This is a genomic window from Streptomyces sp. NPDC041200 (assembly GCF_055591805.1).
In genome coordinates this window covers 3,515-29,167 of the sequence record NZ_JBVIZF010000045.1, presented here as the reverse complement: position 1 = coordinate 29,167, position 25,653 = coordinate 3,515, and the positions used below count along the sequence as shown (strand labels likewise).

The window sequence follows — 25,653 nt, the reverse complement described above, 5'->3', positions numbered from 1 at the left end:
GCCCCCCGTCGCGTGCGGGACGGCGCTCATCGAAGAGCCGAGAGGCCACGGGCCAGCCGCCGGACGCCCTCGGTGATGGCTTCCGGGCCGGCCGCGTACGACAGCCGCAGGTGCCCCTCACCCCGGGCCCCGAACTCGCTTCCGGGCCGGAGGGCGACACCGTGCGTGCGCAGCGCCGCTACGACCTCCACCGAGGGCATGTCGAGGTCGTAGCGGGGGAATTGGTAGAAGGCTCCTTCCGGAGCGCTGAGGGTGAGGCCGGGGACGGCGGCCAGTTCCGTGCGCATGATCTCGCCGCGCCGCTCGTACGCGGCGCGCATGCGGGCGATGTCCTCGTCGCAGCTCTGTACCGCGGCGAGCGCGGCATCCTGGACGACGGTGTTCACCGAGCCGTTGAACGTGTTGTGGATGCGGGCGGACGCCTGAATGAGCGGCGACGGCCCCCACAGGTAGCCGACGCGCCAACCGGTCATCGCGTAGCTCTTGGAGAAGGTCTGGCAGTAGACGGTACGGTCGCGCAGGCCGTCGATCGAGATCGTCGAGGTGAAAGGCCGGCCGGTGTAGTCGAGGTCGGAGTACGCCTCGTCGGAGATGACGATCGTGGAGGTGCCGTCGAGCAACTCGGCGAGCGCGTCGAGTTCGTCGCGGCTGTGCACGATTCCGGTCGGGTTGCCGGGATTGCAGAAGACGAAGAGCTTGGCGCCGGTGAGGGCGTCGGCGAGTCGGTCGAGGTCCCAGTGCAGGTCCGGCGCGAGGGGGACGGGCGCGACCGTACCCCCGGCCATGCTGACCAGATCCGCGTAGAGGGAGTAGGTGGGGTCGGGGATGACCACCCTGTCACCAGGGTTGACGGTGCCGAGGATCGACGCGGCGAGCCCGGCGGTTCCGCCCTGGGTGATCAGGATGTCGGAGGCGGCGGCCGGGGCCCCGGCGATGCCGGTGAGCTTTTCGGCGAGCGCCTCGCGCAGGGCCGGTTCGCCGAGCAGCGGGGAGTAGTGGGTGCGTCCGGCGCGCAGCGAGGCGTGGGCCGCCTCGGTCACCACCGCGGGTGTGTCGAAGTCGGGTTCGCCCATGGCGAGGGAGACGAGGTCGCCCTTCGACTGCGGTTGCTGCGTCCGGCGGGAGGCGGCCGCGATGCGGGCGACGGCGTCGGCGGTGTCGTACAGGGGCGGCTGCGTGGTGATGGTGGGCGGCATTGCGCTCCTCCTGGTGGCGGGGTGGTCAGGCCTGCGGTGCGGCGTCGGCGGGGGCGCCCGCCCAGCGGCTGATCTCGAGGTCGGCGGAGGTGTCGCGCTGGCGAGTAGGGGCGACGACGATCTCCTGGAGGACGACGCGCTGGGGAAGGGTGACAGCGAGGCGGATGGCCTCGGCCACGTCCTCGGGCCGCACCATGTTGGCGCGCTCCTCGGGCGCTGGGGGCCGGGCGCGGTTGTCGAGGATGGGGGTGTCCGCTTCACCCGGCAGCACGGTGATCGCCCGCAGCCCCTGGTTGCGGAAGGTGTTGTGCAGGAACGTCATGAAGTTGCGGACCCCGGCTTTGGCCGCGCCGTAGGCTGCGCCGCCGAGCAGGTTGGGGTTTACGGCGGCGAGCGAGGAGACGGTGACGATGGTCCCGGTGCCGCGGCCGAGCATGTCGGGGAGCACGGCCTGGGTGATCTGGAAGACCGCGGTGAGGTTCACGTCCAGGACCTGGCGCCACTCATCGTGCGGTAGCCATTGCGGGTTGAGGACCGACGAGGCACTGCCCGCGTTGTTGACCAGGACGTCGACCGGTCCGAGGTCGGAGTGGACACGGTCGAGGACTCGTGTGACGTCGTCCGCGCGCGTGACGTCCGCGGCGATAGCCAGGGCGGCGCGGCCCTCAGCGCGGATCATGGCCGCCGCATCGTCGAGCACCTCCTGCCTGCGGCCGACCAGCACGACCGTCATGCCGTCCCGGGCGAGCAGCCGCGCTGTCTCAAGGCCCATCCCACTGCCGGCTCCGGTGATGAGCGCGGTCCTGCTGGCCGACGTCGCCATCGTTCCTCCTCCATGACTGATATGAGATGGACCTTTCAAATGAGAATACGTTCTCATCTAGACTGAGACAAGGGTGCCGTGAAGCCAAGAGCACCGAACGCCTCCGTGACCGCGTGTCCGAGTGCGCGCACCTCCGCCTCGCGCCGCGCGAACCGGCGCAGCGAACTCTCGCGGTCGGTCCAGCGGAACCGCAGCTCCCGCCCCGGACCGGCCTGCCCGAGCAAGGACAGGGACGCCCGCGAGGCGACGCCGACGACCGGATAGCCCGCGGTCAGGCTCCGGTAGCGGCCGAGCACGATCAGCTCGTCCGCGTGCGGGATCTGCAGTGCTCCGACGGGCACCCCGTGCGACACGATCTCGGTGTCGGTCTCGGGGTGGAGCACCGGCCCGTCGAGCCGCAGCCCGACGTGGTTGGAGCGGTTGGTGACGACGTAGGCCGCCTCCTCGATCACCTCACGGATACCGGCGATCGTGTGGATTCCATGGCTGGGGACGACATCGATGGCCCAGGGCCCGGCGTCGAAGTGCGGGACCGGAACGGGAAGCCGGAACAACGGCGCTGCGAACAGCCGACGGCTGAACCCGCGGAATTCCGTGTCCAGGAGGACACGCGAGCCCAGGGCGACAACCTGCCCGAACCCCATCCGGGCGTCCGGGGCGGCGCTGCCCAGCAGGGTCTGCGCGTTCAGCACCCCGTTCACGGCCAGATAGGTACGGGTCCCCCGGCTCATGTCCCCGTGTACTCGTACCTCGTGGCCCGCCGGTACCACCAGCGGAGACCAGCTCTCGACGGGCCCGCCGCCCACGGTGACCCGGGCGGGAGCGCCGGTCACGGCGAGCAGGACGTCCGTGTCGGGCACGAGCGCCAGCTCGCCGCCGAGATTCTCGATCAGGGTCGCGCCGCGGGGATTGCCCACCAGGAGGTTCGCGACGGCCGCCGAGTGCTGGTCGGCCGCGCCGCCGGTGGGGACACCGCGCCGTTCCGTGTCGCGACGGCCGAGGTCCTGGAACGTCGTGATCCATCCTGTGCTGGTGATCTCAAGCGCCACGGTCTTCATCGGCACTCCCCCACCGGCAGCAGAAACCCGGCCCCCAGGACCGCGGCCTCGTCCCGTGTGACGGGGACGAAGCGCACGAGGTCGCCGGTGCCGAACGAGACGGGGTCCGGCCGGGAGATATCGACGATGGTGCGCGGGGTACGCCCCACCACACGCCAGCCGGTCGGGCCGGGAAACGGCTGGATGATCGCGTGAGTACCAGCGATCATGACCGCTCCGGGAGCGACATCGGTCCGGGGCTCGGCCAGCCGGCGCACCGGCCTGGGCACCTTGAGCCCGTCCATCATCGGGGCCATCGCCGCGCCCAGGAGGGCGATCGTGAAGCTGGACTCCGCGATCGCCTCGACGACCTCACCCGGAGCCAGGCCCATGTCGTCGGCGACAGACGCCAGATCGGGGCCGGTTTCCTCATCGAAGACGACGGGAATGGCGAACTTCCGGACCGCACGCAGGTGGCCCGGCCCGTCCGACGGCGCCGGGGCCCATCCCGCCACCAGCCGGGCCGCGTACTCCACGTGCTGGAGCGCGGTCCGCAGCGGGTCGAACTCGATGAGCAGGGACTCCAGACCGGAGACGACGTCCAGCACGCCATGGGGGCGGTGGGCCAGGAACCGGTCGCGGAAGGCGGCGATCCCGGACTTGCGGATGGCCTGGTCGGCATGGGGGATGGTCACCATCACCGCCGAGTCGCCGAAGGGCTCGACGGTGATGGCACCGTACTGTGCTGTGGTCATCGCCTCGTGGGCCCGGCCCTCATCGGGCGAGCGCGACCTCCGCCTTCTCCGCCAGAACCTCCCGCAGACCGGCGACCCGGACATCCGCCGCGCCGAGCGCGGCCCGCAGCGCGGTGCCGTTCTCGAGCACGGAGGGGTGGTCACCGTGCAGGAGCAGGACGTCGGCGTCGTGTCCGAGCGGGACCACGTTGCCGTTGACCGAGCGTACGGTGCCCTCCCGCACGACCTGGACCGAGCGCTCGCCGATCAGCTCGGGGTCGTAAATCAGGCCGCCCTCGTGGGAGCGGGAGACGGGCATGCCGTCGTCGCCGTATCCCCGGTCGGCCAGGAACACGTAGCCGACCTCCAGGCCGCGCTTGCGCGATTCCTCGGCGAGCAGACCGCGCTGACAGATGACGACGTAGTCGGTGTTGTACGCGGCGATCGCGTCCGTGATGGCCCGGGCGTGCTTGGCGTCGGTCTGCGCGATCGACCCCATCCGGCCGTGCGGAGCCACATGGCTGATCGTGCCGCCGTGCACCCCCGCGAAGGCGTCGAGTGCGCCGAGCTGGTAGAGGACGTCGGTGCGGATCTCGTCCTCGGTCGCCTCGATGAGCCGGCGGCCGAAGCCGACGAGGTCGGGGTATCCGGGGTGGGCGCCGAGTTCGATGCCGCGCTCGACGCAGTCGGCGACCGTCCGGTCCATGATGCGCGGGTCGCCGGCGTGGAAGCCGCAGGCGATGTTCGAGGAGGTGACGAGGCCGAGCAGAGCGCTGTCGTCGCCGATCGTGTAGTTGCCGAAACTCTCACCGAGGTCGGCGACGACGGCTACGGAGTTGATTCCCATGGTGTCTCCCGGGGGTGTTTCAGCTGGACGCGAGGGGCTGGCCCTTGGTCTCTCGCACGAAGGCGAGGGTCACCAGGGTGATCAGGGCGGTGATGATGGAGGCGAAGGCCGGGATCAGGTTGGAGCCGGTCGACTCGATCAGCTCGGTCATCAGGAGCGGGGCACTGCCCCCGAAGATGATCGTGGAGATGCTGAATCCGATGCTGTAGGCGGAGTAGCGCACGGTGGTCGGGAACATCTCGGCGAGGACGGTGTGGACGACGGCGGCGTGGCCCGAGAAGGCGACCGCGAGAACGACGGTGCCGACGCAGGCCAGCCCGAACTCCCCCGTGGTGATGAGCCGGAACATCGGGTACGAGACGACGGCCATCGCGACGGCGGAGAGGGTGAGGACGGGTTTACGGCCGATCCTGTCCGACAGGCGTGCCATGAGCGGGATACAGATCGCGATGGCGACCAGGCTGAACGCCGTGACGGTGAGTGCCCGCAGCATCGAGAAGCTGTGCTCGCCGAGCGAGGTCTTCAAGTAGGTAGGCATATAGACGAACAGCAGGTAGTAGCCGGGGCCGTTGAGCGCCGGGAGGAAGATCGTGAGCGCGATCGCCTTCAGATGGCGCGGGGACGTCAGAGCCGCCCTCAGCGGGTTGCGCGCGACGGTGTTCTGCTCACGCAGCACTTTGAAGTGCGGGGTCTCCTCCAGCCGGCTGCGGATGTAGAAACCGACGTAGCCGAGCGGGACGGCGAGGAGGAACGGAACCCGCCAGGCCCAGGAGGTCATGGTGTCCTCGCCGAGCGTCGTAATGAGGATGGCGGAGAAGGCGCTGCCGAACATCAGGGCGATGAACGAGCCCACGGCGATGAAGCTCATCATGTAGTTGCGGCGTGCGTCCGGGGCGTACTCGCCGACGAAGGACATGGCGCCGGCCACCTCCCCGCCCGCCGAGAAGCCCTGGAGTACCCGGAGGAGGACCAGAAGGGCAGGTGCGGCGACACCGATGACGGTGGAGGACGGGATGAGACCGATGGCCGCGGTCGCGGCGGAGATCAGCACCAGGAGGGTGGCCAGGAGGCTCTTCCGCCCGATCTTGTCCCCGAGGTATCCGCAGATGACGCTGCCGAAGGGGCGGGCGACGAAGCTGACCAGGAACCCGATGTTGGTGAGGAAGAGGTTTCCGGCTTCGGCCTCCCCCATGATGTTGATCGCGAGATAGGTGACGAGCAGGCCGTAGATGCCGTAGTCGTACCACTCGACGAAGGAGCCGATCGCGCCGGCAACGGTGGCCTTGCGGACGACCTTGCCGCCTTCTGAGGCGACGGCGGCCGCGGTAGCGCCGGACGGCTCCGGCGCCACCGCGCGACGGTCCGATGTTCTGTCAAGCCGATCTGACGTTGTCATGCGCGTTCACTTTCGGTGTCGCGGACTCCGGAACGGCGTCCTGAGAATCATGCGCTGAGCGTGGTGACTGCCGGCAGTCGCTCCTGCGCCGAGGTGCGCTGCCCCGTTCCGGTCTGTGCGGGGAACGTGGCGACGGGCGTCTCGGGGTGGGGGGGCCGGGATGAGGACGGGAGGGGACGTCACGGTGCGGGGCCGCAGAGCAGCGCCGACATCAAAGGTGCGACTTGAATCGCGAATGAGAATAGATTCGCATTCTCGGAGCGGTCAAGGGTGTGCGCCGCCCGGCGTCAACCTCGCGCTTCGATCGCGCTTCCATCCTGGATCGCCAGGGTTCCCCCGCCGCCACCTGGCCGGTCTCGGATCACGCCTCACCGTCGCCGCGACACGCGGGCGACGCCCCGCCTCGCACGCCAGCCCTTGTCTCGCGACCCGGATGGATGCACACTGACTCCCGCGAAACGCGAAATCTTTCGCATTTTTTAGATGGGCGGGATGAGGATCCCGGCATCGCACCCCGGGGCTTCGCACGGCACGCGCGTCGTCGACCGCCCCCATCCACTCCGCCTTCCCACCCACACCCCACCACCAGGAGGAGCCCGCGATGACTCAGGACAACGTGCGCGTGAACACGGCGTGGGAACGCGTCGACGGGCATGTGCTCGATCAGTTCCGGACGCACTCCGTGGCCAACCTCGGCGACGCCCTCGACCGGCTGAACATCGTCGACGGGGGCATCGCCCCCATCTGGAACGGGGCCAAGGCAGTTGGCACAGCGCTCCCGGTCCTCACCGTCGCGGGCGACAACAAGGCCGTGATCGCGGCACTCGAGCACATCCGCCCCGGCGACATCCTCGTCATCAACGCCTTCGGCTACAACGGCCGCGCCATCATCGGCGACAACCTCGCCCAGCGGTTCGCCGCCTACGGTGCCTCGGGCGCGATCATCGACGGGTACGTCCGCGACGCGGCGATCATCGAAGAACTCGGCATCCCGGTCTTCGCCCGCGGACTCACTCCCGCCGGCCCCTTCAAGAACGGACCGGGCATGATCGGCGAACCGGTCGCCATCGGCGGCGTGGTGGTGAACCCCGGCGACATCATCGCCGCCGACGGGGACGGCGTCATCGTCATTCCGCCGCGCCGTGCCGACGAAGCGCTCACGTCGGTCAGCGAGATCGTCGCCCGCGAAGCGGCTCTGGACGCCGAGGTCGAAGCCCTGCGGAGCAGCGTCGCCTGACGCCCGCCAGGATCAGATGACGGACGCTCCGGATGGCGGTCACCGCGCCCCGGTCCGAGCGGAGCGGGAGCCCTGACCCCGCCCGTCCGGGCAGGCGCGGGCCCCTCCGCCGTGGTGCGGCCCCGCTGATGCCTGCGGGTGGCCGCCCTCTCGACATCCACTCGTGGCTGGCGGTGGAAAAACACACCAGCCGTGGCCAGACCCGCCCCACACCAGGCTGCGGGCCAACCGCACATCTTTGCGTACATTCGGGTGGTCTGCATCCTGGATTGACTGCCGAATGGTCGGCATCATCAGGGCAGCCTTGTAATCTCGGCGGGCAGTAGGGCGATTCGCACTCCGATTACCGCTGCTTTCACGACGGCTTTCGGTTTCGATCACCTGAGATCTGGCACGTCCACCGTCCCTCATCATTCCACGAGATGTGACAAAGTGAAACGTAGGACATTGTGGGTAAAGCTCGCCGTGACGGCGACGGTTGCCGCTGCGGTGGCTGTATGGGTGATTCAGTCCCATTCGGCCGCGCCGCAGAAATCCGGGGGCGCGTCAGCGCCGGCGTCAGCGTCGGCGTCGGCATCGGCTATCCCGAAGTCCCAAAAGGCGCACGTACTCATGCAGACCGCCCTTATGCAGGAGCAACAGCATGATTCCGTTGGGGCGGCCCGTACCTACCGGCGCGTCCTGACACTGGATCCGCGCAACAAAATCGCCTGGTACAACCTTGGCGTCCTCGCGCAGCAGCAGGGCAAGGCAGCCGACGCCCGTGAAGCCTATGACAAGGCGCTGGACATCGATCCGAAGTACGCGTCCGCGCTCTTCAACGAGGCTCTCCTGTGGAAGTCGCGTGATTCCGACCGGGCCATCGAACTTCTGAAGCGGGCTATCGCCGCGACTCCTCAGGCCGCGACGGCCCATCTGCAACTCGGCCAGATTTTTGCCGAGCGGGATCGCGATTCGGATGCCAAGGACGAGTTCCGGCGTGCCGTCGCGGCCGACCCAGCGCTCCATTCCGAGGTACCGGAATCGTTCCAGGATGCCGTAAGCCGCACACCGACATCGAACTGAGCAGGTGCCACCAGATGACATCGACTGCAACACCGAGATTCTCCGTCTTCACCCCCAGCCACCGGCCCCGTTTTCTCGATGAGTGCCTGGCGACCCTGCAGGCACAGACGTGCCCGGACTGGGAGTGGATCGTCCTGCTCAACAACGGCGCCCGGTGGCGACCGGAGCGCCCCGACGAGCGCGTGCGTGTGGAGATCGCGGACGACGTGCATGGCGTCGGCGCGGCGAAGCGCAGGGCCTGCGAACTGGCGCGCGGCGAGATCCTCGTGGAACTCGACCATGACGATCTCCTGGCGAAGACGTGCCTGGCGGAGCTGGGCGAGGCGTTCGACGCACACCCCGAGGCCGTCTTCGTCCACAGCAACACCGCGCACATCACGGAGGACGGGAAGAGGGACGACTCCCGTTTCAACGAGACGCACGGCTGGCAGTACGAGGAGGTGGATGTCGACGGGCGCAAGCTGCTCCAGGCCATCACCATGCCGCCGACGCCGCACAACGTCGCCTACATCTGGTACGCGCCCAACCACGTGCGCGCTTTCCGCAGGGAAAGCTACGAGAAGGCCGGTGGATACGACGCCACGCGTACGGTCCTGGACGACCAGGACCTGATGTGCCGTCTGTTCCACGTCGGCGACTTCCACCACATCTCCCGCTGCCTGTACCTCCAGCGGATGCATCCCGCGAACACCCAGCGCGACCCGGAGATCAACGCACACATCCAGCGGGAGACGGTCGCCCTCTACGACAAGTACATCGAGGCCAACGCCCTCGCCTGGACCCAGCGGCGCGGACTGCTCGCGCTGGACCTCGGCGCGGCCCACCGGAAGCCACCCGGCTATCTGGGCGTGGACCAGTTCCCGGGGGAGGGCGTCGACATCGTCGCGACCCTGCCGGGGAAGCTGGACCTGCCCGACAGCTCCGTCGGCCTGATGCGGGCGGTGGACTTCCTCGAGCACGTGCCTGCGAAGGTGCCGCTGATCAACGAGCTGTACCGGCTGCTGGCCCCCGGGGGCATGCTCCTCACCATGACGCCCAGCTCCGACGGCCGCGGCGCGTACCAGGACCCGACACACGTCGCCTTCTACAACGAGAACTCGTTCTGGTATTACACGGACAACCAGTACCGCGCGTTCGTGCCCGAGATCGAGGCCAGGTTTCAGCGGTCGCGGTTGGTCACCTACTACCCGACCGAATGGCACTCGCAGAACAACATCTCCTACGTGGTCGCCAACCTGATCACGATGAAGGAGGGCGCCGAGCGGTGTGGCGGTCCGCTGCTGGTGTAGAGCCCGGAGAATCGGAAGACCCCCGTGGGACTGCCAGTCCCACGGGGGTCTTCCGATTCGTTCAGATCGGCAGGCGTCCGCCGCTCATCCGCGCCGCGTCGGCCAGAGCGTCGAAGGGGGGCGTGCCAAGGGCCGTGGCCAGTTGCTCGTCCCACCGTGGGAGGGGTGCGAGGCCGGAGCGGGCCCAGTTGGCGTGTCCGAGTACGCCGAACACCGGGCGGGCGGCCGGGCGCGGGAACGCTTCCGAGTCGACCGGGCGGATCCGCGCGGGATCGAGGCCGCTGAGGCGGAAGGTCTCACATGCCAGGCCGTACCAGGTGGTGTGTCCCGTCGCCGTGCCGTGGTAGACGCCCGCGGGAGCCCGCTCGGCCAGGGCGGCGCGGCCGAGGAGGGCCAGCTGCCGGGCAAGCGCACGGGACCAGGTGGGCTGGCCGTGCTGGTCGGCCACCACGTCCAGAGTCGTGCGCCGGGTGGCGAGTTCGAGCATGGTGGCCACGAAGTTGCGGCCATGGCCACCGTAGAGCCAGGCGGTGCGCACAATGTAGCCGGTATGCGGCATCAGTTCGGCAACCGCCCGCTCTCCGGCCAGTTTGCTTCGCCCGTACGCGTTGACGGGCCGGGTCGGTGCGTCTTCGGGGTACGGCCGGTCGGCGACGCCCGGGAACACGTAGTCGGTGGAGATGTGCAGCAGGACGGCGCCGCTCGCCGCGCAGGCGCGTGCGAGGTGGCGGACACCTGTGGCGTTCACCGCCGCGGCCTCGGCCTCGGCCTGCTCGGCTCCGTCGACGTCCGTCCAGGCGGCACAGTTGACCACCACGTGGTGACCGGCGACGGCCACATGGGCGGCGGCTTGGTCGGTGATGTCGAACTGGTCACGGCTCGTTCCCGTCACCATGGCGTCCGGATCGGCGGCGAGTTCGGCCAGCATGTCCCGGCCGAGCAGCCCGCGTGCGCCGGTCACCAGCCAGCGCGTGGTCATCGCGGCTCGACCCGCGCCTTCAGCGGCTTCCACCAGGCGCGGTGTTCGCGGTACCAGGCGACGGTGGCGGCCAGCCCCTCCGCGAAGTCCATCTGCGGGGCGTAGCCGAGACATTCGCGGATCTTGCTGTCGTCGAGCGAGTAGCGCAGGTCGTGGCCCTTACGGTCTTCCACGTACGTAACCCTGTCCCAGTCCGCGTCGACCGCGTCCAGGAGCATCCCGGTGAGCTTGTGATTGCTCAGCTCGGTCCCGCCGCCGATGTGGTAGATCTCCCCGGCCGTGCCGCCGCGCAGGACGAGGTCGATGCCTCGGCAGTGGTCGGAGACGTGCACCCAGTCGCGGACGTTGCGGCCGTCTCCGTACAGGGCGACCGCCTTCCCCTCGAGCAGGTTGGTGATGAAGAGCGGGATGAGTTTCTCGGGGAACTGGTACGGCCCGTAGTTGTTGGAGCACCGGGTGACGACGACGTCCAGGCCGTGGGTGCGGTGGTAGGCGAGGGCCAGCAGATCGGAGCCGGCCTTGGAGGCCGAGTACGGGGAGTTCGGCGCCGGTGGACAGTCTTCGGTCCAGGAGCCTTCGCTGATCGAGCCGTACACCTCGTCGGTCGACACGTGGACGAAGCGGCCGACGCGGTGCCGATCGGCCGCGTCGAGGAGCACCTGCGTGCCCATCACATTGGTGCGGACGAACGGACCGGCCCCCTCGATCGACCGGTCGACGTGCGACTCTGCGGCGAAATGCACCACCGCGTCCTGGCCCGCCATCACGTGGTCGACCACGTCACGGTCGCAGATGTCGCCCCGGACGAAGCGGTAGCCGGGGTGGTCCGCGACTGGCGCCAGATTGGCTTCGACACCCGAATAGGTGAGTTTGTCGAGGACGGTGATCCGTGCCATCGGGTCCGAGTTCAGCCGTTGGCGGATGTATTCGGACCCGATGAATCCAGCACCGCCTGTCACGAGGATGCGCATGGTTCTCCGAGGTGTCGTGCGGCCCGGAATGCAGGGCGGAATGTTGTCCATTTGACCCGAGGTACGGCCATGCCTTCAGCCCGGGTGGAACGGCGGCGGTACCCGGGAAGCCGAAGCTCTCGGGCACCGCGCTCAAGACCAGGTGAAGGAGGCTGGTACCGTGCCGCGTTCAGCGGGGGTTACGGCGTGTAGCAGACCACGTAGGCCTGGACACCGGCTGCGTTGACGGTTGCGGCCTGCCACCCTGTGGCAGGGTTACCAACTGCGAAATTGCTGTGGATGGTCTGTCCCTGGCTTCCCGCTTGGAACCCACCACCGGTGGCGACATCGGTGGCTCCCGGGCAGGTGGCCGTCGACGTCGTGGCCAGGGGACCTAGGACAACGGAGAAGTTCGACGAGGTTACAGTACCCCCCTGGAATCCCTGGTTGCCCTGGAACCCTTGGTTGCCCTGGAAACCCTGTTCGCCTTGGAATCCCTGGTTGCCCTGGAACCCTTGGTTGCCCTGGAAACCCTGTTCGCCCTGGAATCCCTGGTTGCCCTGGAAACCCTGTTCGCCCTGGAAACCCTGGTTACCCTGCGTGCCCTGGAAACCCTGTTCGCCCTGGAATCCCTGGTTGCCCTGGGTGCCCTGTTCGCCTTGGAATCCCTGGTTGCCCTGGAACCCTTGGTTGCCCTGGAAACCCTGTTCGCCCTGGAATCCCTGGTTGCCCTGGAAACCCTGTTCGCCCTGGAATCCCTGGTTGCCCTGGGTGCCCTGCGTGCCCTGGAAACCCTGGTTACCCTGCGTGCCCTGCGTGCCCTGGAAACCCTGGTTACCCTGCGTGCCCTGCGTGCCCTGGAAACCCTGGTTACCCTGCGCACCTTGGAACCCCTGGGGACCCTGCGGGCCCTGTCGGCCCTTGCCATGGTCGTGGCCATGACCATGGCCATAATCGTTGTCGCGACCATAGTCGTGGTCGTGATTGTGATGGGTGAAAGAACGCATGGCGCCGTTCGGGCCGGGCAGCTCCACGCTGCTCTCCCCACCGGAACGTTGGATCGCGTCAGCGATGGCTGTCGTACTCGAAGCCATGTTCAGCATGACGGCAACCGCGCCTGCCGAAACCATCGTGGCGGACTTCAAACGAGAAGCCCGCCTAGTTGTACGGCTCACTGTTACCTTCCTCACGAAGTTGGGAGTGACGACACCGCAAGCTGTGCCTGCGGCGTCCGTGGCCACGGACGGAGCCATCTTTCACTCTTCACCGTCGGAAGATTCTGCCTATGCTCGTGTCATACTAAAATTCACCCATACGGCCGCTACATCCTTGAAGACGCGCAAAGTTTCGTCTGTCGCCGCGAAATTGTTGAGGCATCAACCACAAGAACCACAATCGATCGCGCTGGCCCGCTGACGAAGGCCGTTCACCTCACGCGCTGCAGTGAGACTTCTGCGATACGCGTGGCAAGCCTCAAAAGAAGGCAGCGTTCCTCGCCGCTCGGCTTCTTCCAGCGTGGGCGCCGCCGCGTCCTTCCCGGAAAGGAGCGGTGTGAGGCCCTCAGGCCACGCAATGGCCAACGTCGGATCGAGCGGGTTGATGCCATGCTCCCGCTGTGGTGCGTAGCCCTGTGAACACAGGTAGACGATGGTGGAGTTGTCGTCCAGCGCCATGAAGGCGTGGCCCAGCCCTTCCGAGAGGTAGACACCGCGGTGCGTCGTGTCATCGAGCCGCACCGCCTCCCAGGCACCGAAGGTCGGGGAACCAGTGCGGATGTCGACCACCACGTCGAGAATGGCGCCGCTGACACACGTGACGTACTTGGCTTGGCCAGGCGGAACCGACGCGTAGTGGATGCCGCGGAGAGTGCCGCGAAGGGAGCGGGAGCAGTTCGCCTGCTCCAGCTGGAACCCCTGCCCGACCGAACCGTGGAATCTCTCATTCTTGAACCACTCGTGGAACCTTCCGCGGTTGTCCGCGAACACCTTGGGTGTGTCCACCCAAGCCCCTTCGATGCGCAGTGGTTTCACGTGCTTGCTCCCTGCCATCGCGTAGTTCCGCTGCCGCGCTGGGGCAGGACGGTGTGCCGGGAATTTTCCAGCAGCCCCAGAAGGTAGTGGCCGTATCCGCTCTTGAGCAGCGGCTGGGCCAGGCCCCGGAGCTGGTCGTCGTCGATCAGACCGGCCCGCCAGACCGCCTCTTCGATGCAGCCGACCTTGAGGCCCTGGCGCTCTTCGATCACTCGCACGAATTCCGAAGCGTGGACCATGGAGGCGAAGGTTCCGGTGTCGAGCCACGCGGTGCCCCGGTCGAGTTGGGTGACGCGCAGCGCCCCGGCGTTCAGGTGAATGCGGTTGAGATCAGTGATCTCCAATTCGCCCCTCGCGCTGGGCTGCAGACCGCGCGCGATGTCCACGACGTGGTTGTCGTAGAAGTACAGCCCGGGCACGGCGTATCGGGACCTGGGCCGGGCCGGCTTCTCCTCGATGGACAGCGCGTGGCCCTGCTCGTCGAATTCCACGACGCCGTAGGCCGAGGGGTTGGCGACCTGGTAGGCGAATACTCTGCCGCCTTTCAGATCGCCCTGCTGGGCCAGCTGTGTGCCAAGGCCGCTGCCGTGGAAGATGTTGTCACCCAGAATCAGAGCGACCGACTCATCACCGATGAAGTCTGCCCCCACCAGAAAGGCATGAGCAATGCCAGCCGGGCGGTCCTGCACCGCGTATTCCAGCCGTAGGCCCAGTTGCGCACCGTCGCCGAGCAACCGGCGGAACTGGTACTGGTCTTCGGGGGTGGTGATGATCAGAATCTCCCGAATTCCGGCCATCACGAGCGTGGAAAGCGGGTAATACAGCATGGGTTTGTCGAATACCGGCAGCAGTTGCTTCGATACCGAACGGGTAAGCGGCCACAGCCGCGAGCCGGTACCCCCGGCCAACAGAATTCCGCGCATAGCGTCACTGTAGGACAATCGTCTACGAATATGGCTGTTCGTGCTATTTACGGCGTGTCCAGCCTTGGTCTTCGGTCGTCAACGACGCACGGCCGGGATCTGCACCCGCCGCCGCTGACCGCGGCCATGCGAGCCGAATATTGGCCTTCCCTTAACTAATCGCTGGAGCAACGCTGGCTCTGCCCTGAACCAATGGCAACTAGGGTGGCCTGCTGTCGCGCCCCATTCCCTGTGACTCCAACAGCGTCGTCACCTCGGCTGCCAGGAGGAGATGTGTCATCCGATGCCGGAGCCCGAAACCCGTCGTCTCCGTTACCGGACCGCCCCTTGGAGGATGGCGAAGCTGTCACACGCGGCCGCGATGCCCCCGCCCCTGAGACGAGGTACGACGACGTAAGCGTCTGGGACCGCTTGGGGAGTCACAAGACGATGGTCCTCACCGCGGCCGGTGCCGCTCTGGTCCTCGTCGGATGTGTCCTGGCCATGTCGGCGATCATCGACTCGGCCTCCTTCTCCTCTGGCAGGAAGCAGCCCTCAGGAGGAGAGGTCTCGATCACCGCCCCTCCGAGTCAGGAGGACGAATCGTCTCCCCCGACCGGCTCCACCGCCCCTCAACCGTCGACCAGCAGCAGTTCCGCTGACCCGTCTCAGGCCGATGATGAGGACGAACGCGAAGGCAGCGATGACGACGAGGACGGGGTGGACGACGAAAACGACGACGAAGACGACGACGAATAAGCGCACCCGGCCTGGCTCGGTCACATGGCGGTCGGAGGCGCGAGGCCGACCGCTGTGGCGAACGCGCCGTTGTGGTGATCGAGCGTCTCGACGGCACGGGCCAGCGCATGACGGCCAGCGACCGGCATCGCCAAGAACGCGGGCCTGTTGACGCGGTGCTGGGACGCGGGCTCCGGCCGGATCGCGGTCGGCGAGCAGGACATACGGCGGACGGGGCTGCGGCCGCTGCGCCGCGCGGTGGGTGTCGTGACGCAGGGCACCTGCCTCCTCCATGCCACGGTGCGGCAGAACCTGCTCCTGGCCCGGCGCTCCGCCCGCGAGGAGGAGATCGTCGGGGCGTGCCGCCTCGCCCAGGTATGGGACGTGGTGCGACGGCTTGGCGATCGCCCGGCTGTTGCTCAGGGCACCCGACATCGTCGTGCTGGACGAGGCCACCTCACACCTCGACGCCGACTCCGAGGGCGCGCTGCTGGACGCCGCTGTGGCTTTTCCTGCGCGGGCGCACCTTCCTGATCATCGCCCACCGGCCGTCCGCCCTCCGCCAGGCGGACCGGATCCTGGTGCTGCGACAGGGACGGGTCGCGGAAGAAGGCACACCCGCGGCACTGCTGACTCCGGACGGGGTCTACCAGGGACTGACGCATGCGCGGGCGCGGGACGCCGGGGGGGAGCGGGGCGCGCACCCGGCATGGTGCGCGCCCCGGGTGGTGCCAGGAAGGCGAGGCACGCCGCAACCGGCGTGGATGCCGACCGGGCGCGCACATGGCTCAGGCCGGGACTTCGAACCCCAGCGCTCGCAGTCCCGCTTCCGCCGTCTGCTGATCCTGCTCGGCGCTGCCGCCGGAGACACCCAGGCCGCCGATGACCTCGCCATGCTCGATGACCGGGGAGCCGCCGCCGACGGCCATGAGCCGAGGGTGATGGGCGAGAGGGGCGACTTCGGGGTCGGCCACGTAGGAATTCCAGACGATGAGTTCGGCGGCGGAGGAGCGGGTGATCGAAGGTGCGGGCAGGGAATGCGCCCGCGTGACGTTCTGCATCAAAATCCTCCTCACGAGCACGATCGTTTTTAGCCGGCTGCCGGTGTGCCGTCCCATCCGGTGGTGGTCAACCAGTCGCCGAAGGTGGCGAGTTCGGGGTGCAGGGCGCGCAGGGCCCGCAGGTCCCGGTCCCTTGAGAGGAGGTCGCGGTCCCGGAAAAAGGCGAACATCGCGGCCATGTCGTGGCCGATCCCCGGCAGAGACCGGCTGAACTCGTCGAGGTCCACCGCCTGGTAGGCGCTCGGCACACCGGTCGCCTTCTCGAACGCTGCCGCGATCTGGTCACCGGTGAGGGCGTCGGCGGCGATGCGCAGGGTCCGGCCGCCCCAGTCGTCCCAGTGGTCGAGCTGGTGGCGGGCGAAGAAGGCGATGTCGTCGAGTGCGATCAGGGGCCAGCGACCGGCCTGGCCGAGCGGCAGGGCGAACATGAGGCCCTCACGCCCATCGGGCAGCAGGGTCCGCCGCGGCGCCAGGCCGTACAGGTTCTCGAAGTACGGTGCCGTCACCAGGACGGCGACGTGCCGCGAGTACCAGCCGTCGGTCTCCTGCCGCATGGCCTCTTCGGAGCGCTGCAGCGCGATATGGGCCTCCACAGCGGCCTTCGCGTCGTAGTGGGGGACCGGGATACGCCCGTCGGTGAGGATGGCGGCGTTGTCCAGAGAAGACCAGACGAACCGGTCCACCCCGGCCTGACGCGCCGCTCGCAGGGCCCGCAGCCCCTGTGCGTACTCCCGCTGAGGGCTGGCCGTGGCGAAGAAGTCGGTATTGCAGAAGACCTGGTCGACACCTTGGAAAGCGGCCTTCAGGGACCCCTCGTCGTCCAGGTCACCGCGGACCGGTCGGACGTCACCGGGGGTGTTCTCGACCAGGGCACGGGCCCGCTCCGAGGACGGGTTCCGCGTCAGCACCCGCACGACGGCGCCGGTCCGTGCGGCGAGGGCGCGGACGACGCGGGCCCCCATGGCCCCGGTGCCCCCGACCACGAGCGCGGTCGTCGCCGTCACTGCGCCACCTCCAGCACGAGCTTGCCGCGGGTGCGGTTGGTCTCTCCCAGCCGGTGCGCTTCAGCGGCCTGTTCCAGGGCGAAGCCGCGTTCGACCTCGACCCGGACCGCTCCGGAGTCGACCAGGTCGGCGATGGCCGTCAGAGCGGCGGTGTCCGGCTCGACCAGCAGCGGGCTGGTGTGCACCCCCGCCTGTCCGGCCGCGGCGGCCAGGTCGTCCGAGACACCGCCCGGGATGGAGATGATCAGGCCGCCGGGCCGGGTCACCGACACCGACCGCACGTCGGTGTCATCCGTGGCGCCCATCAGGTCGATGACGACATCGACGTTGCCGGTGGCCTCCTCGAACCGCTGTCGGGTGTAGTCAATCGTCTCGTCCGCGCCCAGTGCCCCCAGCCAGGTGTGCCGGGGCTCGCGGGCGGTCGCGATCACCTCGGCGCCGAGGTGCTTGGCGAACTGCACCGCCAAGTGCCCCACGCCACCGGCCGCGGCGTGCACCAGCACCCGCTGGCCGCCGGTGACGCGCGCCGTGTCGACCAGGGCCTGCCAGGCGGTGAGCGCCGCGAGCGGCAGAGCCGCGGCCTCGGTGTGCGAGAGCGAGGCGGGCTTGCGGGCGAACTGGCGGGACGGCGCCGTGACGAACTCGGCGTACCCGCCGGCCGGGCGCGGGAACCACGGCATGGCGTAGACCTCGTCGCCGGGCGCGAGCGTAGTGACACCGAAGCCGACCTCCTCGACGACGCCGGAGACGTCCCAGCCGAGGATCAGCGGCAGCGTCTGCAGCCCGGCCATACCGTGGCCCGCACGGGTCTTCCAGTCCACCGGGTTGATTCCGGCGGCGTGCACGCGCACCAGCACCTCGGTCGGCAGGGGCTCGGGGCGCGCGACCCGGCCGGGGGTCAGCACGTCCGGTCCACCGAACTCCTTGATGGTGACGGCGCGCATCGTCTGCTCGCTCATACTTTCCTCGCTCATATCCGCTTCACGTGTTCTTCAGTCCGGGCCAGGGACCCAGGCACGTGCTCCAGCCTCGCCGACGCTCGGAGACGCCGTGAGTGGCTGAACAGCCACCTGTCGTACCATTCCGGCCATGCCACATCGTGTTGCCGTTCTCGCCCTCGACGGGGTCATGCCGATGGACCTGGGCATCGCGGCCCGGGTACTCAACGAGGCCCTCGACCCGACCGGGGCACGGCTCTATTCCGTGACGACCTGCTCGCTCGGCGGCCAGCCCGTCCACACGAACGAGGGCTTCCGGATCGTCGTTGACGACGACGAGTCACTCCTGGAGGCTGCGGACACCGTGGTCATCGCCACCCAGGAGCCCGACGAACATCTGCTGGCCAACGGCGAGTTGCCCGCCCGGGTCGCCACGGCCTTCGCCCGGATCGGGCCCGAGACCCGCATCGTCAGCCTGTGCACATCGTCATTTCTGCTCGCGGCGGCCGGCCTGCTGAACGGACTGCGGGCCACCACCCATTGGGCGCTGTGCGGCCAGTTCACCCGGCTCTTCCCCGACGTCGAGGTCGATCCGGACGTGCTGTTCGTCGACAACGGACGCATCCTGACGGCTGCTGGCGGGGCGGCCGGTATCGACCTGTTCGTCCACCTGGTCCGCAGGGACCACGGCGCGACCGTGGCCAGCTCCGCGGCGCGACGATGCGTGGTGGCTCCATGGCGCGAGGGCGGACAGGCACAGTTCATCGAGCACCCGGTGCCGAAGGATGCCGACCGTTCCACCTCGGCCACCCGCCAGTGGGCACTGGACCGGCTGGCCGAACCGGTCACACTGCAGGACATGGCCCGCCACGCCCACATGAGCGAACGCACGTTCACCCGGAGGTTCCGCGCCGAGGTGGGCACGAGCCCCCTTCAATGGCTGGTGCAAAGCCGTTTGACCCAGGCGCGCCGCCTGCTGGAGTCCAGCGACCTGACCGTCGCGCGCATCGCCACAGCCTGTGGCTTCGGGGACCCCGTCGCGCTGCGCAAGCACTTCCACACCCACCTCGGCCTGTCCCCGCTGGCCTACCGCCGCGCCCACCGCGCCCCTTGACCGGCCCGGGCGGACGGCGGGAATTTCCCTGGCTGCGCCAGGGTTGCCAGATACACGCTCCTCGGGAGCATCGCCCCCATTGACATCACACAAAGGACTGTGGCCGTGGCAGCCGAGCTATCCGACGGACTGAAGAAGTACCTCGACGACTCCCGGGTCTTCGCAACCGTGGCGACGGTGTCGCCCGACGGGCGGCCGCACCTGACCGTCGTCTGGATCAAGCGCGACGGCGACGACCTCCTGTTCTCCACGACCGTGGACAGGCTGCAGGGGAAGAACATCGCCCGCGATCCGCGCGTCACGGTGATGATCAACCCGCCCGAGAACCCGTACACCTACGCCGAGATCCGCGGCACCGCGACGGTCACGCCAGATCCCGCCCAGCAGTTGCCGAACGAGTTGTCGCTGAAGTACACGGGCCAGGACTACGCCACCTTCAACCCCGCCTCCACCAACGATGGCGAACGCATCGTCGTCCGCGTCACTCCGGTCAAGATCACTGGTCGGCTCTGAGCTGAGCCCGCTCCACAGGTCCGCAACAGCGCTGGTGCGCAATCCGGACGTCGCGGCCAACGGCCTCCCCGTGCGGCCCCGGCACGGGGAGGTCGTTGGCCGCGACGTCCGGCATGGTCCACTCGCCCGGGTCGCGGCGGCACCGGTGGTGGCCGACGACCAGATCAGCCGATGGCCGACACGGGGTCTCGCTCCGTTCCGGCCGCTGCCTTCGGGCCTGCGCCCGCGGGCTTCTCGCCGGGGACGGGGCCGGTCTCGGGTGCGGCGGTGTAGGGGATCTCGCCCCGGAGGACGGCCTTGGCGCGGTCCATGTCGAGCTGCCCCTCCCACTTGGCCACCGCCAGGGTGGCGACGCCATTGCCGACCAGGCTGGTCAGGGCGCGGGCCTCGGACATGAAGCGGTCAATGCCGAAGATGAGTGCCAGGGCGGCGACGGGTACGTGCGGCACCGCGCTGAGGGTGGCGGCCAGGGCGATGAAGCCGGAGCCGGTAACCCCGGCGGCGCCCTTGGAGGTGAGGAGCATGACGGCGAGCATCGACAGCTGCTGAGTGAGGCTGAGGTCGATGCCGAGTGCCTGGGCGAGGAAGACCGAGCCCATGGTCAGGTAGATCGCGGTGCCGTCGAGGTTGAAGGAGTATCCGGCGGGCAAGGTGATGCCGACGACCGGCTTGGAGGCGCCCGCGTGCTGCAGCTTGCCCATCATGCGGGGCAGCACGGGCTCGGTGGACGAGGTGCCCAGGACGATCAGCAGCTCTTCCTTGATGTAGCGGAGGAAGGGCAGCAGGCGCAGGCCGTTGACGCGCATGACCGTGCCCAGCACGACCAGGACGAAGAACAGGGCGGTGAGCCAGAAGGAGCCGACCAGCAGGAAGAGGTGGCGCAGGGTGCCCAGGCCGTAGTTGCCGATGGTGAAGGCCATGGAGCCGAAGGCGCCGACGGGGGCCAGTCGCATGATCCAGCTGATGAGCTTGAACAGGACCTTGGACAGCTTCTCGATGCCCTGGGCGATCCCCAGACCCGCCTCGCCGCTGGCGTGCAGGCCGAAGCCGAACAGTACCGAAATCACCAGCACCGGCAGGATCTCGTGGCCGGTCAGCGCGCTGAGCAGGGTGTCCGGAATCATGGCGAGGACGAAGGCGGAGAAGCTTTCGTGACTCGCGGTCGCCTCCGGCGGCAGGCCCTCGGTTGAGAGGGTGGAGGTGTCGACGTGCAGTCCGCTGCCGGGCTGGACGACGTTGACGACGACCAGACCGATCACCATGGCGACAGTGGTCAGCACTTCGAAGTAGAGCAGCGCTTTGAGGCTGACCCGGCCGACGGCGCGAGCGTTGCCCATGGAGGCGATGCCGTGGACGACGGTACAGAAGATGATCGGCGCGATCATCATGCGCACCAGCGCGATGAAGCCGTCGCCCAGGGGCTTCAGATCGGCTCCGAAAGTCGGCCACAGCCAGCCGACGGCGGCCCCGGCGACGACACCGATCAGGCACTGGACGTAGAGCGGGGACAGCAGCCGGCGGATGCGGCGCGGTGGAGCGGTGACGGTTCCCGGGGCGGCGTCGTTGCGGCTCATGCGGGGCGTCCTTCCAGGACGGGAACGAGAAGTTCGGCTCGGGCGATGCGTCGGGCGGCGCGGTGCAGCAGCACCGTGGGGGACGCGCCGTCCGGAGCGGGGACGGCTTGGGCGGTGATGACACCTGCCGGGGTGCCCAGGCGCAGCGTGCCGTCGGCGGTCTGCCGGGCGGTGCGGTGGGCGAGGGTGCCGGGGATGGCGGCTGCCGTGGCCAGGGCGACGGCCGAGGTGAGACCGATCGCCGGGTGGGGTGCGTGCATGGAGACCATGCGTACGGCCAGGTCGTACTCGTCCTGTCCGACCAGGGTGCCATGGGTGGTGCGGTACGGGGCAGACCGGGCGACGACGCCGACCTTCGGCACGGCGTGACTGACCGGGGCGTTTGGGTCGGTAAGGCCCATGGCGAGGGCGGCCTCGCGCCGCAGCATGGTGAGCGCGGGAACCGCGGCCGCGAACTCGGCGGGGGATTCGGTGCCGTCGAGGCCGAACGCCTTGGCCTCGAACAGCGCGGCAGGGGCGCCCGCGTCGATCAGGGACGCCTCGACCGGGCCGGTGGGCCCGGTCAGGGTGTCCAGGGCGCGGCCGGTCGGCAGGGCACGACCGGTGCTCGTACCCGCGGGGTCCTCGAAGCCGAGCAGGACCGGCACACCGAGCGCCGCGGTGCCCGGCACCGCGGCCGTGCCCTCGTGGGGCGCGGTCCTGCCCGGGGTGGGAATGGTGCCGGTGAGGCGGGCTCCGGTGTTGACGTTGAGCATCCGCACCGTGGTGGAGTCCGCCGTGATCGGCACCAGGCCGTTGTGGACGGCGTACAGGGCGACGGCGGTGGCGCAGTTGCCGCAGTTGCTGGTCCACTCCACGCGCTCGTCACCGATGCCGACCTGCGCGAAGGCGTACTCGACGTCGATGCCCGGCTCGGCCGATGTGCTCACGATCGCGGCCTTGGAGGTGGTGGAGGAGGCACCGCCGACGCCGTCGATCTGGCGGGGGTCGGCGGCGTTGTAGGCGGCGAGCAGCAGGGTGTCGGCGTCCACGCCGGTCGCCACCACATCGTGGTGGTCGAAGATCCAGCACTTGCTGGTTCCTCCGCGGATCATCTCGCCCTGCAGACGCAACACAACAGACTCCTCATGGATACCTCGACGGCACTTCGGTGCGTGGCGTGATCCACGGTGGGCGCCGAGAGCATGAAGTACAATCTCGGAAATCTGCACGGGTATTAAGTAGGAGTTAATGCTGGAGGTGGCGTGGTGCTCGACGTACGGCGCATCCTGCTCTTCACCGAGGTCGCCCGCCGGGGCTCGGTGACCGCCACCGCGCGGGCCCTCAACTACACACCATCAGCGGTGTCCCAGCAGGTCAGCCGCCTGGAGTCGGAGGCCGGGCAGCCGCTGCTGGAGCGTCACGCACGGGGTGTCACGCTCACCGACGCGGGACGCGCTCTGGCGATACGCGGGGAGCGGATCGAGCGGGAGCTGACGGCCGCGGAGAACGAACTCGCCGACTTCGCGGGACTGCGCGCGGGCACCCTCCGCATCGGCACCTTCCCCACCGTCGGCGCCTCGCTCCTCCCCCGGGCCGTGATCGCCTTCCGGGAATCACACCCCGACGTACGGCTGACGGTGCGTAGTTCCCGCATCGCGGGTCTGTGGGCAATGCTGGAGAACCGGGAAATCGAGATGTCCCTGATGTGGGACTACGACTGGAACCGCATCGACCGCGAGGACATCGTCGTCACGCCACTCGCCGACGACCCCCCGGCCCTCCTCGTCAGCAAGGACCACGCCCTCGCCGGGCGCCCCACGGCCGCCCTCGCCGACTTCGCGAACGACCCCTGGATCACCCGCGCCGAGAGTCACCCGGTGGCCGAGGCCCTCGCGCGCAGTTGCCACACAGCCGGTTTCGAGCCGCAGATCGCCTACGAGGCGCACGACTACCAGGAGGCGCAGGCCATGGTCGCCGCCGGGATCGGCGTCGCCCTCGCCCCCACCCTGGCCCTGGAAGGCATCCGCGGCGGCGTCAGCGTCCTGCCTCTGCAGTCCCCCGCCCCGGTGCGCCGCATCCTCCTGGTGCGCATGGGCGACCACGCCCTCACCCCCGCCGCCGGGGCCTTCGCGGGCTTCCTGCGCGACAGCGCCGCGGCCAGCCTGCGCGTGTTCAGGCCGGGTTCGCGTCCTGTCGGCGAAGGCCGTCGAGGATGACGCCCATCAGGGGCCGGGCCGTTGACTCCCACTCATCGCGGCCCAGTCGGCCGAGGTAGGCGATGAGCAGGAGGACCCCGTGGGCGTCCACGTCCGTGCGGAGGGAACCGGCCGCCTTCCCGGCGTCCAGCAGGTGAGCGAGGGCGCCTTCGATGGGGTTGTGGCTGTGGGCGACGAGGTCCTGCCAGGCCGCCGGTTCGAGCGCCGCCAGGACGCCGCGCTTGATCTCGGCGTAGTCGATCACTCGGTCGAGCCAGTGGCGCAAGGCTTCCACGGGCTCGTGTTCCGCCAGCAGAGCGGAGGCGGCGGTCACGAGTTCCTCGACGTCGCGCCGGTAGACCTCGGCGAGGAGCGCTTCGCGGTTGGGGAAGTTGCGGTAGAGCGTTCCCTGGCCCACCCCGGCGCGCTTGGCGATCTCGTTGAGGTGGACGTGACTGGACTCGGCGAGGGCCGCGCGGGCGGCCTCCACGATGCGGGTCCGGTTCTGCACCGCATCCGGACGGCGTGCTGGCGCGCTCATGGGCCTCTCCCGATGTTCCGCGTCTGACAAGTGGACACGTGTCCGGTAGGCTCCACCACACAGCGGACACGTGTCCACTTTACTTGGAGGCAGCTGTGCTCTCTCTTCACGACAAGATCGTCGCTATCACCGGCGCGAGTGGCGGCATCGGCGAAGCCACGGCCCGTCTGCTCGCCCAGCGGGGCGCCGCGGTCGTCCTCGCGGCGCGCCGCAGCGAGCACATCGACGCCGTAGCGCGGGACATCCGGGACGAGGGGGGCCGCGCTGCCACGTGCGTCGTCGACGTCACCCAGGCCGAGGACCTGCGGCGCTTGGTCTCCAGCACCATCGACCAGTACGGCCGGATCGATGTGCTGGTGAACAACGCGGGCATCGCCCCGATCAGCCCGCTGGCCGACCTCGACACCGACAGCTGGTCGGCGATGATCGATGTCAACCTTCGCGGCATGCTCAACGGCGTGGCCGCCGCCCTGCCCGCCTTCCGTGAGCAGGGCTCGGGGCACCTGGTGAGCGTCGTCTCCGTGGCCGGTCTGGGGTCCGTTTCCCCCTCGATGGCCGTCTACGCCGCGACCAAGAACGCCGTGCGCACCATCCACGAGGGGCTGCGCGCGGAGTCCACCGACGGGGTGGTGCGCACGACGGCCATTTCGCCGGGATACGTGCGCACCGATCTCGCCGACTCCATGGCGGACCCGCACATGCGCGAGCAGACGCGCAAGACCATGGACGCGGTGGGCATCCCTCCGGCGGCGGTCGCCCGCGCGGTGGCCTTCGCCGTCGAGCAGCCCGCCGACGTCGAGATCGGCGAGATCAACGTCCGTCCCACTGTGCAGGCCTGACGCACCGCCTGCCGCGCACTTCAGCCGGATTGTGTTTCGGCCTGGATGTCGGCGACGAGCTTCTTCGCCGCCGCCAGCTTCGGCCCATAGGCCGCGGGGTCCGTGGCGTTGAGCGCGGTGAAGATTTCTACGGCTTCCCGCGCCCGGGTGAGCGCGTCGTCCTTCCGGCCGGACTGCCGCAGGTAGGGGATCGTCGGAAACAGCAGCCAGTCGCCCAGGCCTCCGCGATACCTCCCGGGGTTCTCGGTGGCGAGCTGGCGGAGCAGATCGGTGGCCTCGACGGCGCGCTGCGCGCCCTGGGCGTGGTCGGGCTTACCCCACAGAGCCTGGGCGAGGTTGACCAGCGTCCAGGCCTTTCGGTAGCGGAGATCATCGGAACCGGGTTGTTCGCGGATCAGCTGGTCGTAGAGGGCGAGCGCCTCCCGCATACGGGCGATGGCTTCATCGTGGCGGCCGCTGCCCATCAGATACGTCCCCGCCGGGAACACCAGCCACTGCGCGAGCCCGGGCAGGTAAGAGGGTTTTTGGGTGGCGAGCTGGCGGAGCAGATCGGTGGCCTCGATGGCGCGCTGGACGCCCTGGGCGTGGTCGGGCTTACCCCACAGAGCCTGGGCGAGGTTGACCAGCGTCCAGGCCTTTCGGTAGCGGAGATCATCGGAACCGGGTTGT

The 25,653-nt window shown here is 68.8% G+C and carries 26 protein-coding genes and 1 pseudogene; 8 read left to right on the top strand and 19 right to left on the bottom strand.

The window, feature by feature from the left end; translation table 11 throughout:
* Window positions 1-26: 26 nt before the first annotated feature.
* Genes ACZ6CL_RS39000 through ACZ6CL_RS38975 form a run of 6 tightly spaced genes read right to left on the bottom strand, consistent with a single transcriptional unit; the run spans window position 27 to window position 6,033 of the window.
* Window positions 27-1,196: a pyridoxal phosphate-dependent aminotransferase gene (locus ACZ6CL_RS39000; RefSeq protein WP_468945346.1), complete on the bottom strand. Its 1,170-nt coding sequence runs from the start codon at window positions 1,194-1,196 to the stop codon at window positions 27-29.
* Between the two features lie 25 nt (window positions 1,197-1,221).
* On the bottom strand, window positions 1,222-2,019 hold the full coding sequence (locus tag ACZ6CL_RS38995; RefSeq protein ID WP_468945345.1) for an SDR family oxidoreductase: 798 nt from the start codon (window positions 2,017-2,019) through the stop codon (window positions 1,222-1,224).
* A 53-nt stretch (window positions 2,020-2,072) separates the two neighbouring features.
* Window positions 2,073-3,077, bottom strand: a complete 1,005-nt coding sequence (locus ACZ6CL_RS38990) for a 5-oxoprolinase subunit C family protein (RefSeq protein WP_468945342.1) — start codon at window positions 3,075-3,077, stop codon at window positions 2,073-2,075.
* Complete coding sequence (locus tag ACZ6CL_RS38985; protein WP_468945340.1) at window positions 3,074-3,811, bottom strand: 5-oxoprolinase subunit B family protein; 738 nt, start codon at window positions 3,809-3,811, stop codon at window positions 3,074-3,076. Before ACZ6CL_RS38985 ends, ACZ6CL_RS38990 begins: the two co-directional genes overlap by 4 nt.
* Window positions 3,812-3,830: 19 nt before the next feature.
* Window positions 3,831-4,637 carry a 5-oxoprolinase subunit PxpA gene (locus ACZ6CL_RS38980; protein ID WP_468945337.1) on the bottom strand — a complete coding sequence of 269 codons (807 nt, stop codon included), beginning with the start codon at window positions 4,635-4,637 and terminating at the stop codon, window positions 3,831-3,833.
* Window positions 4,638-4,656: 19 nt separating this feature from the next.
* Complete coding sequence (locus tag ACZ6CL_RS38975) at window positions 4,657-6,033, bottom strand: MFS transporter (protein WP_468945334.1); 1,377 nt, start codon at window positions 6,031-6,033, stop codon at window positions 4,657-4,659.
* 601 nt (window positions 6,034-6,634) lie between these two features.
* Here ACZ6CL_RS38975 and ACZ6CL_RS38970 point away from each other — a divergent pair.
* The 3 genes from ACZ6CL_RS38970 (at window position 6,635) to ACZ6CL_RS38960 (ending at window position 9,624) form a co-directional block, all read left to right on the top strand.
* Window positions 6,635-7,270, top strand: a complete 636-nt coding sequence (locus ACZ6CL_RS38970; RefSeq protein ID WP_468945332.1) for an RraA family protein — start codon at window positions 6,635-6,637, stop codon at window positions 7,268-7,270.
* Window positions 7,271-7,882: 612 nt separating this feature from the next.
* On the top strand, window positions 7,883-8,335 hold the full coding sequence (locus ACZ6CL_RS38965; protein WP_468945329.1) for a tetratricopeptide repeat protein: 453 nt from the start codon (window positions 7,883-7,885) through the stop codon (window positions 8,333-8,335).
* A gap of 14 nt (window positions 8,336-8,349) precedes the next feature.
* Window positions 8,350-9,624, top strand: coding sequence for a glycosyltransferase (locus tag ACZ6CL_RS38960; protein ID WP_468945326.1), 1,275 nt, complete (start codon window positions 8,350-8,352; stop codon window positions 9,622-9,624).
* A gap of 61 nt (window positions 9,625-9,685) precedes the next feature.
* Here the strand turns inward: ACZ6CL_RS38960 and rfbD are convergent, their stop codons facing one another.
* The 5 genes from rfbD to rfbA all read right to left on the bottom strand — a co-directional run bounded on the left by rfbD (window position 9,686) and on the right by rfbA (window position 14,506).
* The gene (gene rfbD / locus ACZ6CL_RS38955) at window positions 9,686-10,603 is read right to left on the bottom strand and encodes a dTDP-4-dehydrorhamnose reductase (protein ID WP_468945323.1); all 918 of its coding nucleotides are present in this window, start codon (window positions 10,601-10,603) and stop codon (window positions 9,686-9,688) included.
* Window positions 10,600-11,574 carry a dTDP-glucose 4,6-dehydratase gene (rfbB, locus tag ACZ6CL_RS38950; protein WP_468945320.1) on the bottom strand — a complete coding sequence of 325 codons (975 nt, stop codon included), beginning with the start codon at window positions 11,572-11,574 and terminating at the stop codon, window positions 10,600-10,602. The genes rfbD and rfbB overlap by 4 nt, the downstream gene beginning before the upstream one ends.
* Before the next feature lie 179 nt (window positions 11,575-11,753).
* Window positions 11,754-12,587: a collagen-like domain-containing protein gene (locus tag ACZ6CL_RS38945; RefSeq protein WP_468945317.1), complete on the bottom strand. Its 834-nt coding sequence runs from the start codon at window positions 12,585-12,587 to the stop codon at window positions 11,754-11,756.
* A 342-nt stretch (window positions 12,588-12,929) separates the two neighbouring features.
* Window positions 12,930-13,583 carry a dTDP-4-dehydrorhamnose 3,5-epimerase family protein gene (locus ACZ6CL_RS38940; protein ID WP_468945316.1) on the bottom strand — a complete coding sequence of 218 codons (654 nt, stop codon included), beginning with the start codon at window positions 13,581-13,583 and terminating at the stop codon, window positions 12,930-12,932.
* A complete protein-coding gene (gene rfbA, locus ACZ6CL_RS38935; RefSeq protein ID WP_468945313.1) occupies window positions 13,580-14,506 on the bottom strand; it encodes a glucose-1-phosphate thymidylyltransferase RfbA in 927 nt (308 codons plus the stop codon). The genes ACZ6CL_RS38940 and rfbA overlap by 4 nt, the downstream gene beginning before the upstream one ends.
* Before the next feature lie 429 nt (window positions 14,507-14,935).
* On the opposite strand from rfbA, the gene ACZ6CL_RS38930 reads away from it, so the two are divergent.
* Entirely contained in the window at window positions 14,936-15,244 is a 309-nt protein-coding gene (locus ACZ6CL_RS38930; protein WP_468945311.1) for a hypothetical protein, read from the top strand.
* 20 nt (window positions 15,245-15,264) lie between these two features.
* Here ACZ6CL_RS38930 and ACZ6CL_RS38925 read toward each other — a convergent pair whose 3' ends face one another.
* The 4 genes from ACZ6CL_RS38925 to ACZ6CL_RS38910 form a co-directional block, all read right to left on the bottom strand.
* A complete protein-coding gene (locus tag ACZ6CL_RS38925) occupies window positions 15,265-15,504 on the bottom strand; it encodes a hypothetical protein (protein ID WP_468945308.1) in 240 nt (79 codons plus the stop codon).
* A gap of 507 nt (window positions 15,505-16,011) precedes the next feature.
* A complete protein-coding gene (locus ACZ6CL_RS38920) occupies window positions 16,012-16,284 on the bottom strand; it encodes a GlcG/HbpS family heme-binding protein (RefSeq protein ID WP_468945305.1) in 273 nt (90 codons plus the stop codon).
* Window positions 16,285-16,313: 29 nt separating this feature from the next.
* Window positions 16,314-17,288 carry an NmrA/HSCARG family protein gene (locus ACZ6CL_RS38915; RefSeq protein WP_468945302.1) on the bottom strand — a complete coding sequence of 325 codons (975 nt, stop codon included), beginning with the start codon at window positions 17,286-17,288 and terminating at the stop codon, window positions 16,314-16,316.
* Entirely contained in the window at window positions 17,285-18,247 is a 963-nt protein-coding gene (locus ACZ6CL_RS38910; RefSeq protein WP_468945299.1) for an NADP-dependent oxidoreductase, read from the bottom strand. The genes ACZ6CL_RS38915 and ACZ6CL_RS38910 overlap by 4 nt, the downstream gene beginning before the upstream one ends.
* A 130-nt stretch (window positions 18,248-18,377) precedes the next feature.
* Here ACZ6CL_RS38910 and ACZ6CL_RS38905 point away from each other — a divergent pair, with 130 nt between their 5' ends.
* Window positions 18,378-19,340, top strand: coding sequence for a GlxA family transcriptional regulator (locus tag ACZ6CL_RS38905; protein ID WP_468945297.1), 963 nt, complete (start codon window positions 18,378-18,380; stop codon window positions 19,338-19,340).
* Window positions 19,341-19,445: 105 nt separating this feature from the next.
* On the top strand, window positions 19,446-19,853 hold the full coding sequence (locus ACZ6CL_RS38900) for a PPOX class F420-dependent oxidoreductase (protein WP_468945294.1): 408 nt from the start codon (window positions 19,446-19,448) through the stop codon (window positions 19,851-19,853).
* Window positions 19,854-20,017: 164 nt separating this feature from the next.
* Here ACZ6CL_RS38900 and dctA read toward each other — a convergent pair whose 3' ends face one another.
* Both dctA and ACZ6CL_RS38890 read right to left on the bottom strand, forming a co-directional pair.
* Complete coding sequence (gene dctA / locus ACZ6CL_RS38895; RefSeq protein ID WP_468945292.1) at window positions 20,018-21,427, bottom strand: C4-dicarboxylate transporter DctA; 1,410 nt, start codon at window positions 21,425-21,427, stop codon at window positions 20,018-20,020.
* Complete coding sequence (locus ACZ6CL_RS38890; RefSeq protein WP_468945290.1) at window positions 21,424-22,542, bottom strand: PrpF domain-containing protein; 1,119 nt, start codon at window positions 22,540-22,542, stop codon at window positions 21,424-21,426. The genes dctA and ACZ6CL_RS38890 overlap by 4 nt, the downstream gene beginning before the upstream one ends.
* A gap of 132 nt (window positions 22,543-22,674) precedes the next feature.
* Between ACZ6CL_RS38890 and ACZ6CL_RS38885 the strand changes: the two genes are divergently transcribed.
* Window positions 22,675-23,625, top strand: coding sequence for a LysR family transcriptional regulator (locus ACZ6CL_RS38885; RefSeq protein ID WP_468945371.1), 951 nt, complete (start codon window positions 22,675-22,677; stop codon window positions 23,623-23,625).
* Here ACZ6CL_RS38885 and ACZ6CL_RS38880 read toward each other — a convergent pair.
* Entirely contained in the window at window positions 23,582-24,145 is a 564-nt protein-coding gene (locus tag ACZ6CL_RS38880) for a TetR/AcrR family transcriptional regulator (RefSeq protein WP_468945288.1), read from the bottom strand. The genes ACZ6CL_RS38885 and ACZ6CL_RS38880 overlap by 44 nt on opposite strands.
* Before the next feature lie 95 nt (window positions 24,146-24,240).
* On the opposite strand from ACZ6CL_RS38880, the gene ACZ6CL_RS38875 reads away from it, so the two are divergent.
* The gene (locus ACZ6CL_RS38875; RefSeq protein ID WP_468945286.1) at window positions 24,241-24,984 is read left to right on the top strand and encodes an SDR family oxidoreductase; all 744 of its coding nucleotides are present in this window, start codon (window positions 24,241-24,243) and stop codon (window positions 24,982-24,984) included.
* Window positions 24,985-25,004: 20 nt separating this feature from the next.
* On the opposite strand, the pseudogene ACZ6CL_RS38870 reads toward ACZ6CL_RS38875, so the two are convergent.
* A pseudogene (locus ACZ6CL_RS38870) lies at window positions 25,005-25,653 on the bottom strand (tetratricopeptide repeat protein); the annotation flags it as partial.